At 48.4% G+C, this 15318-nt stretch carries 11 protein-coding genes and 2 tRNA genes; 2 read left to right on the forward strand and 11 right to left on the reverse strand.

What is annotated here, in order from left to right:
* Window positions 1-38: 38 nt before the first annotated feature.
* Both METMI_RS0101195 and METMI_RS0101200 read left to right on the forward strand, forming a co-directional pair.
* On the forward strand, window positions 39-1784 hold the full coding sequence (locus tag METMI_RS0101195; RefSeq protein ID WP_232215164.1) for a sulfite reductase subunit alpha: 1746 nt from the start codon (window positions 39-41) through the stop codon (window positions 1782-1784).
* Between the two features lie 128 nt (window positions 1785-1912).
* Window positions 1913-3253, forward strand: a complete 1341-nt coding sequence (locus tag METMI_RS0101200) for an HD-GYP domain-containing protein (protein WP_029151417.1) — start codon at window positions 1913-1915, stop codon at window positions 3251-3253.
* 185 nt (window positions 3254-3438) lie between these two features.
* On the opposite strand, the gene METMI_RS0101205 is transcribed toward METMI_RS0101200, so the two are convergent.
* From METMI_RS0101205 to rfbC, 11 genes are all read right to left on the reverse strand, one after another.
* Window positions 3439-5316: a SurA N-terminal domain-containing protein gene (locus METMI_RS0101205; RefSeq protein ID WP_019864344.1), complete on the reverse strand. Its 1878-nt coding sequence runs from the start codon at window positions 5314-5316 to the stop codon at window positions 3439-3441.
* Window positions 5317-5393: 77 nt separating this feature from the next.
* A tRNA-Asp gene (locus tag METMI_RS0101210) sits at window positions 5394-5470 on the reverse strand.
* Between the two features lie 6 nt (window positions 5471-5476).
* Window positions 5477-5552 (reverse strand) — tRNA-Val (locus tag METMI_RS0101215).
* A gap of 12 nt (window positions 5553-5564) precedes the next feature.
* The gene (locus tag METMI_RS0101220) at window positions 5565-5837 is read right to left on the reverse strand and encodes an HU family DNA-binding protein (RefSeq protein ID WP_019864345.1); all 273 of its coding nucleotides are present in this window, start codon (window positions 5835-5837) and stop codon (window positions 5565-5567) included.
* Window positions 5838-6033: 196 nt separating this feature from the next.
* Window positions 6034-8466 (reverse strand): endopeptidase La, encoded by a 2433-nt coding sequence (gene lon / locus METMI_RS0101225; protein ID WP_019864346.1) that lies wholly within the window; start codon window positions 8464-8466, stop codon window positions 6034-6036.
* A 132-nt stretch (window positions 8467-8598) separates the two neighbouring features.
* Window positions 8599-10581, reverse strand: coding sequence for a capsular polysaccharide biosynthesis protein (locus tag METMI_RS22895; protein ID WP_019864347.1), 1983 nt, complete (start codon window positions 10579-10581; stop codon window positions 8599-8601).
* Between the two features lie 11 nt (window positions 10582-10592).
* Window positions 10593-11570: a glycosyltransferase gene (locus METMI_RS0101235; RefSeq protein WP_019864348.1), complete on the reverse strand. Its 978-nt coding sequence runs from the start codon at window positions 11568-11570 to the stop codon at window positions 10593-10595.
* 146 nt (window positions 11571-11716) lie between these two features.
* Window positions 11717-12634 carry a glucose-1-phosphate thymidylyltransferase RfbA gene (gene rfbA, locus METMI_RS0101240; protein ID WP_019864350.1) on the reverse strand — a complete coding sequence of 306 codons (918 nt, stop codon included), beginning with the start codon at window positions 12632-12634 and terminating at the stop codon, window positions 11717-11719.
* 40 nt (window positions 12635-12674) lie between these two features.
* Window positions 12675-13571, reverse strand: coding sequence for a dTDP-4-dehydrorhamnose reductase (gene rfbD, locus METMI_RS0101245; protein WP_019864351.1), 897 nt, complete (start codon window positions 13569-13571; stop codon window positions 12675-12677).
* Window positions 13571-14644 (reverse strand): dTDP-glucose 4,6-dehydratase, encoded by a 1074-nt coding sequence (rfbB, locus tag METMI_RS0101250; protein ID WP_019864352.1) that lies wholly within the window; start codon window positions 14642-14644, stop codon window positions 13571-13573. Before rfbB ends, rfbD begins: the two co-directional genes overlap by 1 nt.
* Window positions 14645-14659: 15 nt before the next feature.
* Entirely contained in the window at window positions 14660-15211 is a 552-nt protein-coding gene (gene rfbC / locus METMI_RS0101255; protein ID WP_019864353.1) for a dTDP-4-dehydrorhamnose 3,5-epimerase, read from the reverse strand.
* Between the last annotated feature and the right edge of the window lie 107 nt (window positions 15212-15318).

The raw sequence follows: 15318 nt of genomic DNA on the forward strand, positions 1-15318 counted from the left end.
GACATGGGGGGCTGATTCAAATTTGATTTTGCAGTGACATGATGAAAACACCTCATATTCCATTAGACGCGCCTTACAGCGCAAACCAACGCGCTTGGCTAAGCGGTTTTTTTGCTGGGATGCATACCCAAATGGTGCAAAACACCAGCACTGTCAACCAAACCGATGTCCGCGTCATAAATATCCTTTACGGCAGCCAAACTGGCAATGCCGAAGCTGTCGCTAATGATGCGGCAACTATCGCCAAAACACACGGTTTGAAACCCATCGTCAAAAGCATGGATGAGGTCGAAATTGATGCGCTTAACGCAATGGAGTATTTGCTGATTATCACCAGCACTTATGGTGAAGGCGAGATGCCCGATAACGCCCAAATGCTTTGGGACGCGGTTGCTTCGGATGCCGCGCCTAAGCTGGCAAATATCAAATATTCAGTCTTGGCCTTGGGTGACACCAGCTATGATTTGTTCTGCCAAGCCGGGAAAGATTGGGATATGCGCTTATCCGAACTGGGCGCAACGCGGATTTATGACCGGACTGATTGCGACGTTGATTTTGAAGAGCCCGCCCAACATTGGCTTACCACGGTTATCCCACAAATAGCTGGCGGAGCCAGCACTTCAGCCGTCATTGATATATCAGCCCCCGTAAACGAAAAACCACAATACAACCGTAAAAACCCTTTTCCCGGAAAATTGCTGGTTAACCGCATCGTTACTGACCCTAAATCATCCAAAGAAACCCGCCATTACGAAATTTCAATTGCAGGTTCCGGTTTAAGCTATGAAGCAGGCGACGCCTTATGCGTCATCCCCACCAACTGCCCAGATTTAGTGGCGGACATACTGAAATCAATAGGTTGCCGGGGAGATGAAGAGGAACCCGTAAATGGCGAACTGATGCTGCTAGCGGAAGCCTTACGCACGCGCTTCGAAATTAAGCTGCCCAGCAAAGAATTTGTTGAAGAAATTGCAAAACGTTCAGGCGACCAGGAGTTGAACGGCATACTTGCGGGCGGGGACAAAGAAGAATTGGCGGCTTATTTATGGGGACGTGACATGCTGGATTTGTTATTGCAATTCCCGCAAGTGGAATTCTCCGCCGCTGAATTGATTCGCTTGCTGAAACCCTTACAGCACCGCGCCTATTCCATTTCTTCCAGCGGTAAAGTACATCCTGAAACCGTCCATTTGACGGTCGCTAGCGTACGCTACGAAAGCCATGGCCGCCAACATAAAGGCGTTTGCTCCACCTTTTTGGCAGACCGGGTTGACAGCAACACCTACGTGCACTGTTTCTTTACGCCTAACAAAGTTTTCCGCGTCCCTGAAGACAACAATTTGCCGATGGTCATGGTCGGCCCCGGAACGGGTCTCGCCCCATTCCGTGCGTTTTTACAAGAACGCCAATTCCGCAAGGCATCCGGCAAAAACTGGCTGTTTTTCGGTGACCGTAATGCCGCAACCGATTTTATGTATCGTGAAGAATTGGAAGCGATGCAGGACAGCGGTTTGCTAACCCGCCTGGATTTGGCCTTTTCGAGGGATCAAGAAGCTAAAATCTACGTTCAAGATAAAATGCGGGAAAATGGCTTAGAATTGTTCACGTGGCTGGAAAATGGCGGCTATTTCTTTGTTTGCGGAGACGCCTACAGAATGGCGAAAGATGTGGATAAAGCCTTGCATGACATCATTGCCGAACATGGCAAATTGACAGGGCAACAGGCTGTTAATTATGTCAACCAGTTGAAAAAAGATAAGCGTTACGTTCGGGACGTTTATTAAAGCAGTCGTATTTTTTCGCTTATTTGTGATCTAAGTTAAGTTATTGGGTAATATTGCACTTTACTTAAAATAAAAATTGCCTATTATGGACAAAAAAATTAGCCCGTATCATTAATAAATAACTTACCATGATCTCGACACTGTGGCCTTTTCGAAAGAAAAAAGAAATAAAAAAACTAAGCCACAATTATGGTTCCGTAGTTGAGAAAACGTACACCCCCGTTTCTCAACTAGTGTTGGGCATGTATGTAGTTGAACTCGATAGGCCTTGGCTAGACACACCTTTCTTATTTCAGGGCTTTGAAATAAGGACACAAAGCCAACTTCAAGCCGTAAAAAGCCTTTGTGCTTATGTTTTTATCGATACCACAAGAACCAGAAAAATTGTTTTTACCCGGGGTATTACCAGCAATTCGGAAAATACTAGCTTATCGAAAGCCATCAATATAGAAAATAGTGTGCCACCTAAAAAACTCGGTTCTTTCGAAAAAGAAATTGTGAAAGCAGAGCAGGCTTATACTGACACTAATACTTTGCTTACCGATGTCATGAAGCAAGCGGCGCAAGGTAAAAATATTGATGGGTGGCTAGCCAAAAAAGCGGTTTCAGATTGTGTCAATACCGTCCTACAATCACCCGATGCGATGCTATGGCTGATCCGGCTAAAAGAAAAAGACGAACATACGGTGACACACAGCTTAAATGTATGTGTTTTGGCAATCGTCCTTGGCCGCCATCTTAACCTTCCGGAAGCAGCCATGGTGAATCTGGGTCTCTGCGGGCTATTGCATGATGTAGGGAAAATGCAAATCCCTTATAGGCTTATCACTAGACAAGGAAAACTGGAAGGTGAAGAATTAAAGATTATGCAATCCCACACTAAGCTGGGTTATGAGCTGCTTAAATCCAGCGACAATATTGAATCTTGTGTACTGGAAACGGCCTTGACCCATCATGAACGCTTAGATGGTACCGGCTACCCTCGCCAACTTAGGCAAGCCAGCATATCTGATTTCACAAAAATCATTTCAATAGTCAACACCTATGATTCATTGATCAACAACCGTGCAAACCAGAACTACAAAACACATCTTGAAGCCACGCACTTAATGACAAAATTGGTCGGCACTAAACTTGACCGGAGTTTGCTCATTAAATTTATTGAAAGCCTAGGCGTTTACCCCCCCGGGTGTGTTGTAATGATGACCAATGGCGCAATCGCAATTGTCGTTGAAGTCAATGACCGGATGAAGCTTCGGCCTAAGGTTATTTTGCTTCGTGATGAAGAAAACAATCCAATGCCTGAACAATTGATTGATCTGGCACAAATGGCCACTGACAAGAATGGCAACGTCTATACTATTAAAAACGTCGTCAACCCTGATGATCTAAAAATCAATCCTAAGCAATACCACAACACAAATTTTTTGGAATCGAAGTTCGCCCTAAGAAAACATTCAGGCCGATAAGCTTATCGCCCCCTCCCCACGTTCCTGCCATTCGCAAAGAAGCTATCCACTTTGCCCATTCTGTATAATTACACACCACTGCTTCATAGCCCCCACGAAACCTAAATTAGCCGTTTCCGGGAGAACCCGCAAAATATAATAAGTTTGCGGATAAAACCAATGCCCATTTTACCTTGAATTTGACGCTATTCGGTCAATTGCGGGGGCTTTGCCTGGACAGATATGTCCGCATCCGCTTCCAGACTGTTTAACACGGCATTAAATTCAGTTTGGCCAAATGCATTGCCTATATTCTTTTTGGCCAGTTCCAGTTGTCTTTTATCACCGTCCGACATGCTCCCTTCTGTCACTTTACCCAAAATCGCCACAATTTGTTCACCGGAAGGAAGCGCCGTTACAAATACACTAGGTTTACTGCCAATGGGTTTAGCCGCTTTAAATATTGCTTGGCTTAATGGCTCCGGAAGATCTGCTTTGCGGCGTGTCAGTCCTTTTATATTTTTAAGTTCAAGCTTATTTTCTACAGCGACTACCTGTATAGCGGCACCTGTTTGCAAACGGGCCTTGATTTGCTTAGCTTTTTCAACCGCCAGTTGCCGGGATTTTTCATTAGACAAAATCGCTATAATATCCTTCTTTACAGCATCCAGATCTTTTGTTGCCGCTGGCTTGTGTTCCTGCATACGCAATACCACCAAAACCTCGGTGCCAAGCTCTATCGGCGTGCTGTTGTTGCCTTGCAATACTTCTTCTGTAAAAGCGGCGCTTCGGATTTTATCATCTGCGGCGATGCCGTCCCCGTGATCTTTCGTAAACAAGGAAGATTTTTTTATCGTTAGCCCAAGCGCATCGGCCGCCGCCTGTAAGCTATCGGGATTCTGGTAGCTTGTTTCCGTAAGTTTTTCGCCAGCCTCATAAAAGCCATTTTCAGCCTGCGCTTTTTGATACGCTTTTACTACTTCGTTTTTGACACTATCATACGGCTTTATCTGGCTAGGGATCAATTCAGTGACTTTGATGAGATGGTAACCGAAAGCCGATTTTACTGGTTCAGATACCTCTCCCAGCGTTAAGGCAGTCGCCGCGTCTTCAAAGTTTTTTTCCATAACGCCGGCACTAAACAAACCCAAATCACCACCTTGTTTAGCGGTTGCCTTATCGTCCGAAAGCTCGGCCGCCAACACAGGGAATTCCTTATTGGCAAGTTCCTTCTTGGCTTTTTGGGCTTTTTCAAAAGCCGCTTTCTCACTTACCTTATCATCTATGGCAAACAGAATATGGCTTATTTTCCTTCGCTCAGGTGTTGTGTATTGCTCTTTTTGTTCATCATAGAACGCTTTTAATTTTTCATCCGTCACTAAAACTTTTTTTGCCATGTCAGCAAGTGACAATTCAATATAGTCAATGGATAGCTGTTCTGGGGTTTGGTAAGCATTTTGATGTTGCTGATAATAACTGGCAATTTCCTCGTCCTTAGGTTGTTCGGCCACTGCTTGCAACGGTATTGTCAAGTAATCCACATCACGCTGCTGGTTTTGGATCTTAAAAAAACTTTCTACATCATATTGGCTAGCAAAACTGCTGTCGACAATGCTACGCTGGAACTGCTCCATTATCATTGCATTTTTGACCCTACTGACAAATTCATTAGATGACATCCTTTGTGTTGCCAGCAACGATTTATATTTGCCCTCATCGAAGTGGCCATCCGTTTGAAAATACTCTAGGGATTTGACGTATTCACGGACGCTGTCATCTGGAGCAGTTAAGCCCCTTGCTTGGACATATTGCAATAAAACTTCGTCTTTGATGAGTTTTTGCAACGCTTGCGTTTTTAAGGTTTGTTCATCAATGCCCAAACCCCGCAAGCTCTGGCTATATTGCTCATAAGCTTTATTGACATCACGCTGGTAAAAATCCTTATCCCCTACGGACGCGACGGGGGGCTCCTTCCCTCCATCCATATAATTGTTGATGCCCCATAAAGCGAAAGGCACGCCAATTAATAATAAGATACCCCATGCGAAAGCACCTTGTGATTTTTCTCTAATTGTCGTCAACATAGCTTAGTCCTAATAAATCAACTCATGATGCAAAAAAAAAAGCCCCGAACCAAGTGGTACGGGGCTTTTTGATTTTTTGGCGAAGTGGACGGGGCTCGAACCCGCGACCACCGGCGTGACAGGCCGGTATTCTAACCAACTGAACTACCACTCCAAAGTCTGGTGGGTGCTGAGGGGTTCGAACCCCCGACCCTCGCCTTGTAAGGGCGACGCTCTCCCAGCTGAGCTAAGCACCCGACTAATGACAATTAGTTTACAGCATCTTTTAAAGATTTACCAGCTTTAAATGACGGAATTTTTGCAGCCTTGATTGTTATCTCTTCGCCCGTCTGTGGATTACGGCCTTTACGCTCAGCACGTTCTTTTACAGAGTACGTACCAAAACCCACTAAAGCGACTGAATCACCTGCTTTCAAAGCACTTTCAACTGCCTTAATAAAACCATCCAAAGCACGACCGGCATCAGCTTTTGTCAGTTCAGCCGAATCCGCTATCGCATCGATAAGTTCCGATTTATTCATTATTTCCCCCCTCAGGAAGTTGTTGTTATATGTGTTGTGCAAGACGCACGTGTAATTCTTATGCCCTGATTGCAGCAACACAAGAAACGATAGTATTTATATCAACTGCGATCATATAGTGTCAAGCATTAACGCCCGCCAAGCCTTGATATTTGCGGGCTTGGCTCATTTTTTACTGGCTTGCACCCCGATACTTTCAATGCGCAGTCAAACCGGCCTTTAAGCCCTTAACGGTATCGGCTTCTGTTTTTGCCTGCTCTTCAACCACCCTTTTTTCTATCGGAACAGGCACATACTGCAAAGCCAACTCAAGCACTTCATCGATCCAATGCACGGGCTTAATCGTCAGATTGGCTTTAATGTTATCAGGGATTTCCACCAAATCTTTTTCATTTTCTGCGGGAATGATCACTGTGGTTATACCGCCACGATGCGCGGCCAACAATTTTTCTTTCAAACCGCCAATCGGTAGCACTTCCCCACGCAAGGTGATTTCGCCTGTCATCGCAACATTTGCCCGGACAGGTATTTTAGTCAAGGCCGAAATTATAGCCGTACACATGCCTATGCCTGCGCTGGGGCCATCTTTGGGCGTTGCGCCTTCCGGGACGTGGATATGGATGTCATTTTGCTGGAACAGGTCATTATCTATGCCGAGAACCCCTGAACGGCTCCTGACCACCGTCATCGCCGCTTCGATGGACTCTTTCATGACATCACCCAATTTTCCCGTTGCCGAATGCTTGCCTTTGCCCGGGATCACCGCCGTCTCGATGGTCAACAACTCGCCGCCGACTTCCGTCCACGCCAGGCCAGTGACTTGCCCGATTTGGTCTTGCTCTTCGGCCACGCCGTAATTGAAGCGTTTAACCCCCAAATAGTCGTTCAAATTTTCGGCGGTCACCACCACCTTGCCTTCGACCGATTTTAACAGCAAGGCCTTAACGACTTTCCGGCAAATTTTGGAAATGTCCCGCTCCAAGCTACGCACCCCCGCTTCCCGCGTATAATAGCGGATCATGTCCCGCACCGCCGCTTCGGTAATTTCGATTTCATGCGGCTTCAGGCCATTGTTTTTGATCTGTTTGGGCGCCAGATAACGCAAGGCGATATTGATTTTCTCGTCCTCGGTATAGCCCGCCAACCGTATCACCTCCATCCGGTCCAACAACGCGGGCGGGATGTTCATGGTATTGGCGGTGGCGACAAACATCACATCGGACAAATCGAAATCGACTTCGAGATAATGGTCAGAAAAAGTATGGTTTTGTTCAGGGTCTAAGACTTCCAACAATGCAGAAGCAGGATCACCGCGGAAATCTGCCGCCATCTTGTCGATCTCATCCAACAAAAACATGGGGTTGCGGGTTTTCACCTTAGCCAGGTTCTGCAATATTTTGCCTGGCATGGAACCGATATAAGTCCGGCGATGCCCGCGTATTTCTGCCTCGTCACGCACGCCACCCAAGGCCATGCGCACATATTTGCGGTTTGTCGCACGCGCAATTGACTCGCCAAGCGATGTCTTACCCACCCCCGGAGGCCCCACCAAACATAAAATCGGGCCTTTGAGCTGTTTGACCCGCTGATGCACAGCCAGATACTCAAGTATCCGCTCTTTCACTTTATCCAGGCCATAATGCTCGGTTTCGAGCACCTGCTCGGCAATTTTCAGGTCATGGCGGACTTTGGTTTTTTTCTTCCAAGGCACATTGATCATCCAATCAATGTAATTGCGCACCACCGTCGCTTCCGCCGACATCGGCGGCATCAGCTTCAATTTGTTCAGTTCGGTTTCCGCCTTGGTTTTTGCTTCTTTGGACATGCCCGCTTCGGCGATTTTCTTTTCCAGCTCTTCGATTTCATTGGTGGCGTCTTCCATATCGCCCAATTCTTTTTGGATCGCCTTAATTTGCTCGTTAAGATAATACTCGCGCTGGTTTTTTTCCATTTGCTGTTTGACACGGACACGGATTTTCTTTTCCATTTCCAAAATGTCCACCTCGCCTTCCATCAGCATCATCAGGTTTTCCAACCGGCCCTGGATATTGGCATTCTCAAGGATGCCTTGTTTTTCCTGGACTTTAAGGCTCATGTGCGCCGCCATGGTATCCGCCAAACGGCTGGGGTCATCAATCCCGGCAAGGGATGTAAGCACTTCAGGGGGTATTTTATTGTTTAACTTGACATATTGCTCAAACGAACTGATCGCCGTCCGCTGCAACACATCCAGTTCCTGTTCGGATAAGGTCTGGATTTCTTCGAGCGGACGGACCACCGCTGAAAAAAACGTCCCCGTATCCTGATAATTGCTTACCGCAATACGTTGGCTGCCTTCAACCAGCACTTTGACGGTACCATCGGGCAGCTTTAATAATTGGAGGATATTCGCCAATGTCCCGACTTCATAGAGGTCAGTAAAATTGGGCTCATCAATTTCGGCTTCTTTTTGGGCGACCAACAAGACTTGCTTGCTGTCACGCATTGCCGCATCCAACGCATCAATTGAGCGCTCCCGTCCGACAAACAAGGGGATCACCATATGCGGATAAACCACCACATCCCGTAGCGGCAAAACCGGAATCAATACATCGCTTGGTTGTAACTCTGTCATGTCATGTGTTTCCATAAATGCGTCCTTAAAACACCATTGTAAAAATACGATTATGAGGACGGTAATTAAAATAGCAAGGATTCGGTAATAAAATAGGCTTAATAAACCTTAAGGCCCTACAAATTTGGAGATTGATTGCATTGGGCGCTATAACGTGTTGTGGAATTTGGATTTAAGCATCATTTCAATTTTTAAGTAACCGCGCAATAATTTACGCCAAAACGGCAAAATAGGGGATTTTTCCCGCCAAATCAACAGCTCGTCCAAGGCCCGTTCAGGCGTCGTGAACTGCCCCGTGGTACGGCTAATATAAGTCGGATACAGAATCAACGTCCCCGCCACCAGTTCATCCAAAGCCAACCTACGGGTGCGCCTAGCCACTGGCAATATATCCTCGGTTAGACCCCAACCTGCATAAAACGGCAAACCGTAGCAGACCACTTTTTTTCCCCGTAACAACGCCTCAAAGCCTGTCAGCGAAGTCAAAGTATGGACTGAACCGACCTGCCCAAGCAACGCCCCCATCGTCACATCCACGACAATTTCGTCACACCATTGCCCGGCATTCTCCTCCCCCTGCCCCTTGCTGCGTAAACCGGCCACCACATCAGGATGGGGTTTATAAAGTATATAAGACGCCGGATTGGCTTTGCGCACCGCCATCAGCAAATCCGCATTGGTACGTATCCCCGGCGCCCCAAAAGCCAGCGAAGCGTCGCTTTCAACTTGCCCGGGCACGAGAATGACTTGGTCGGCTGTAATATGCCCAGGGCGTTGCCAAACATCGGTGCCGACATTGTACTTAGTCAATCCGGCAGCCACCAAACGTGTACGCAGCTGTCCGGCACGGTCAAGCAGGACAACATCGAATACGTGGTTTTGTAGGAGATGCTCCAAATCAGACGGGTTTGTTGCATCATAATAAATGCCCCGCGTGTCCAAAGCCCAAGACAATGGCTGTATTAAGTCAGCACCCAAACCAACCGAGCGTATAAAACCATCTTCCAAGCGAATAACATGCCATTGGTTTTCGGCAACCTTTTCGCCAGCCACATTGGCCAGCGCCTTCCGTCCCCATAACACCAAAGTGGACTGGGCAGGGAGCAAACCCATCGGATAATCAAACAGCACTTGGCTGCCCAGAAAAAAACGCCGCACGATCGGTTTTTTGTAATTGGAAAAACCATAGGCATAAACTACGGCCGGGAAACGCCCCCGCATCAGGCGTTGCCAGCCAACCCAGGCCATGAGGCGTTCAGGCCCACACAATTGTAGGGTTTCAGGATCCACATAATAGGAATAAGCAACCAATACGGCATATACCATATTTTCCAAAGGCACCGGCTTTCGCCCTTCCGGCACTGGCAGCGCATCTTCGGTCAAGCCCCTGCCCGCATAAAAGGGCATGCCAAAGCAACGCACCCGTTTACCCCATAAAAGGCCTTCAAAACCGATATAAGAAGCATGGCAATATACGGCTTGTGATTGCTTAACCAAGGTTGCCGTATGCACGGCCCCGTCCAGGACAACAACACGTGCCTGGCCTGAATATTGAGCATAGCGGCCTTGATGAGGGTTTTTTCCACTATGCTGGTCCAAACCCGCCATCAGGACGACATGGCAGCCGGGATTTTCCTGCAACGCCGCCCCTAACATCTGCTGAAAAACCTCCGTATCAACATCCCCTCCGTCAACCAACAAAACATAAGGCGATGGCAGCTTGCCTTGATAATCCCGTGCATGGTTATACCGCGATAGCTGATGCGTCCGCCACAACGCCACCAAGTTACGCGCACGCTCCAGTTGGGCTGGCGTATGGCTTGCCCTAAGCAACGTTTCCAAACGAGACGTTTGCCCCCACTCAACAACCATAGACAAAGGTGCGGTTTTACATTCGGGACTTGCAGGACCAATATAACCCTCGGCCAATTCCAATAGCTTGAGCCCCGAGCAACGGGCAAAAACTGATGCCAAGCGATGCCAGATTGCCAATGCGCCAACACATCCGCTTCGATAAACAACCAACACACGCCATTGGCAACTTAAGGCCAACAACTTGGCCAAGCCGGGTTTTTGCAACACTGCCCGGCTGATTTGCGCGGCCATGGCCAATGGCTCATCGTTTTGCATTGCCTGTTCGCCTATTCAAGCAAATGGGCATTGGCTTGCTGTGCCTGCACCGTCAACGCCAACATTTTTGCCTGCGCATTACCCAACAAGGTTTGCCAATAGCCATCATTTTGGGTCAAACTCAAGATGGCCTCAACCCAAGCCGATGGGTCAAGCTCCACCAACAAGCCATGTTGCTGGTGGCTGACCACCTGCGCACAAGTGCTGTCCGGAGTATAAATCCCGACCGCGCCACAGCGGGTAATATCGAAAAACTTGGTATATGAGCGGGCACGATTAAAAGGGATGTCCAACAAAGGGTTCAAACCGACATGCCGTTCCTGCATCGCCAAAAAAGCCTGGTATGCAGGCCATTTCAGCGTATGCACAACGGTGACACGCGGCAAGCCACGGTACAACTCAAACACCTCTTTTTTGCCAATAATCTCAAAAACAGCCTGTGGGTCTTTACGCAGCACCTCTTCCAACACGGGGCGCAACCAGCGGATTTCAGCTTTATGTGTGGCAATCGAACCATGGTAAAAAATCCGCTTGATACGGTCTGGAAATGCGGTGGGGGCTGGCAAAACCAATTGGGGCTGCCAGTCCGCATATTTATCGATAAGGTAAGGCGTGGAGACCCACAGCCGGGCCTGCTGCCGGCGCAACCAAGCGCGTTGGCACAAGGCCAACTTGGCCAGTTTATAGCGATAAACGGGCGGCATGCCCACTGAGGCCGAAAAATCCAGGACATCATCGTCCATAAAAAAAATCAGGGCCCGCAATTGCTTACGGCTTGCCGCAACCAGCTTCGCCCAATTGGCGGGGACATAGCGGACAAAAATGACGATGGCCTGGGTTAAGGCGTCACGGGCAGGCAAATCATGGTGGTTACACCGGACAACCGTATGGCCGCCAAAAACCAGGATAGGCAGGATAAAAAAATCTGTGGACGGATTCGCGCACTCTTCGATCAAAAAAACCGTGGCTTTAGCTGAGTTGGAGTCCATAGATGTAAGGGCTGAATAAAAGATCTAGCCCATTATACCGTGATGAGGCCAATACATTGGCTTTGCATTGCATTGCAAAAAGCCGCCTTCCCCACATGAGGAAGCCGGCAAAAAATCACGACGGCATTCAACGGGAACTGGCGCTGTTAACGCAGCACCCTATCACTCAAGAGATTGTTCAGATATTTCCCATAACCATTTTTAGCCAACGGCTTAGCTAGCTCTTGCAATTGGCTGGCATCAATATAGCCTTTACGGAAAGCGATCTCTTCAGGGCATGCGACTTTCAGGCCTTGCCGATGCTCAATCGTTTCGATAAAGTTGCTCGCCTCAATCAGGCTTTCATGCGTGCCCGTGTCCAACCACGCATAACCACGGCCCATAATTTCAACAGAAAGCTGCTTGCGTTCCAGATAAATGCGGTTGACATCGGTGATCTCCAACTCACCACGCGGGGAAGGCTTGAGTGTCGCGGCGATGTCCAAAACGCTATTGTCGTAGAAATACAAACCCGTCACTGCATAATTGGATTTTGGCTCGGTAGGCTTTTCTTCCAACGAGGTGGCTTGGCCATCGTCATCAAACGCCACCACGCCATAACGCTCAGGGTCATGGACGTGATAGGCAAATACCGTCGCGCCATTGTTTCTGGCAACGGCCCTCTCGAGCTGGATTTGCAAATCATGGCCGTAAAAAATATTATCGCCTAGCACCAAAGCCGTCGGATGGTTGCCGACGAATTCCCTGCCGATGATGAAGGCCTGCGCCAGACCATCAGGGCTAGGTTGCACGGCATATTGGATATTCAAGCCCCAATCGCCGCCGTTGCCCAACAATTGCTCAAAACGCGGCGTGTCTTGGGGCGTGGAAATGATCAGGATGTCACGGATACCCGCCAGCATCAGGGTCGCCAAGGGGTAATAAATCATTGGCTTATCGTAAATCGGCAACAATTGTTTAGAAACCACTTTGGTGACGGGATACAGCCTAGTCCCTGAGCCACCCGCCAAAATGATGCCACGGGTGGGAAGTGTGTTTTGGGAACCGCTTGTTTGTGTAGTCATAAATAAATTCCGTAATTAAAGGGGCGCACGCTACTCGCAGTCAACCAAAGTACTCAGTTAACATACGGGCCACGCCCGTTTGCCAATTTGGCAACGTTAAATTAAAAGTGGTTTCCAGTTTGCTGGTATTCAAACGGGAATTATGCGGACGTTTGGCTGGAGTCGGGTAGGCACTGGTCGGGATCGGTTGGACAGCTTCTGGCTGCACTTTCAAAACCTTTCCGGCCTTAACGGCCGTTTCCAAAACTAATTTTGCGAACCCGAACCATGATGTTTCCCCTGCCGCCACCAAATGATAAACCCCTGACACTTCAGGTTTTTGCCGGACGGTACGGATGATGTGAGCCGTGACATCGGCGATCAGTTCCGCCCCCGTTGGCGCACCTATTTGGTCATTAATCACATTCAAGCTGTCCCGTTCTTGTGCCAGGCGCAACATGGTCTTCGCGAAATTATTGCCTTTCGCCGCATACACCCAACTGGTGCGCAAAATGATATGCTGGCAACCGGACTGTTGGATACGCTGTTCGCCTTCCAACTTGGTCGCGCCATAAACACCCAATGGCCCGGTGGCATCGGTTTCCTGCCAAGGCTTATCGCCACTGCCATCAAACACATAATCGGTGGAATAATGGATCAGCCACGCCCCGCAACGCAAGGCTTCCTGCGCCATCACTTCGCTGGCCAAAGCGTTGATAGTCCTCGCCAATTCCGGTTCGCTTTCGGCCTTGTCCACGGCGGTATGGGCGGCGGCGTTGACGATCACATCCGGCCTGATTTGGGAAATGGTTTCGGCAATGCCTGATAAATTGCTCAAATCGCCGCAGTAACCATCGCCGGAATGCCTATCCAAAGCAATCAATTCGCCTAATGGTGCCAAGGCACGTTGCAATTCCCAGCCAACCTGACCATTTTTACCAAACAGCAAAATTTTCATTAGCCGCGCTCCGCATAATTCTTCTCCACCCAATCACGGTAGGAGCCGGATTGGACGTTGGCGACCCACTCGGGGTTATCCAAATACCATTGGATAGTTTTGCGTATGCCCGTTTGGAAAGTCTCCTGAGGCTTCCAGCCCAATTCCTTTTCAATTTTGGTGGCATCAATCGCATAACGGCGGTCATGGCCTGGACGGTCAGTCACAAAGGTGATTTGTTCACGGTAAGATTTGCCATCTTCGCGGGGACGGAATTCATCCAGCAAATCACAGACGATATGGACAATATCCAGATTCGCCATTTCGTTCCAGCCACCGATATTATAAGTTTCGCCCACCCTACCCGCTTCCAATACACGGCGGATACCACGGCAATGGTCAACCACATACAGCCAATCGCGGATTTGCTGGCCGTCACCATAAACCGGCAAGGGCTTGCCAGCCAACGCATGGGTGATAATCAACGGGATCAGTTTTTCAGGGAAATGGTAAGGGCCGTAGTTGTTGGAGCAGTTGGTGGTCAATACCGGCAAACCGTAAGTATGGTGATATGCCCGCACCAAATGGTCACTGGCCGCCTTGCTGGCGGAATACGGGCTATTAGGTTCGTATTTGTTTTCTTCGCTAAACGCCGGATCGTCTTTTTTCAAGGAACCGTACACTTCATCGGTGGACACATGCAGGAAACGGAAGGCCGCCTTATCCTCATCCGCCAAGGTGTTCCAGTAATTACGCGCCGCTTCCAACAACCTAAAGGTGCCGACGATGTTGGTTTGGATAAAATCTTCAGGCGCATGGATAGAACGGTCTACATGGGATTCGGCGGCAAAGTTCACGACCGCACAAGGTTGGTATTTTTCAAACAAACCACGCACCACAACGCTATCGCCAATACCGGCTTTGACAAAAATATGCCGGGCATCACCTTCCAAAGAGGCCAAATTTTCCATATTGCCTGCATAGGTCAGGCAATCCAGATTTATCACCGTCACATCAGAAGTAGCCAACCAATCCAAGACAAAGTTTCCACCGATGAACCCGGCACCGCCTGTGACAATAATCGCTTTATTCATAGTTGCATCCATTTTTTAGTAATTGGGAAGAAGGTCATGGGAAAAGTCAGCCAATTTTGTGCCAACTGCATCTTTGGCAGACAATTCTGGCGTATCCGTAGGCCAAGGGATATTCAAATCAGGATCATTCCACAACACGCTGCCCTCCGCCTGTGGGTTGTACTTGTCGGTACATTTGTACGCAAATAATGCCGTGTCGGAAGTCACGCAAAAGCCGTGGGCAAAACCGGCGGGGATAAAAAATTGGCGTTTGTTTTCCGCCGACAATACGACGCTGGCCCATTGCCCAAACGTCGGAGAGCCGACGCGGATATCCAACGCAACATCAAACACCTCACCTTGTAAGACATAAACCAGCTTGCCTTGCGGGTTGATTTTTTGGAAATGCAAACCGCGCAAGACGCCTTTTCTGGAAAAGGAGACATTATCCTGGACAAAATTGTCTTGCGTCACGCTACCCGCATAACGCTCCTGATTCCACGTTTCCATAAAAAAGCCGCGCTCATCGCCAAACACTTTGGGTTCGATTATCACTACACCAGGAAGATCGGTTTTAATGACTTGCATAATTTTTCCTTGCTATTGTTTGATTTAGGTTTTGTAAAAATTAATCTCAGCTGGCCTGCCACAGCAATTGCTTAAATCGCTTGCCCACCCTATTCGCAATAGGCCAA

Source organism: Methylovulum miyakonense HT12, from assembly GCF_000384075.1.
In the GTDB taxonomy this organism is placed as follows: domain Bacteria; phylum Pseudomonadota; class Gammaproteobacteria; order Methylococcales; family Methylomonadaceae; genus Methylovulum; species Methylovulum miyakonense.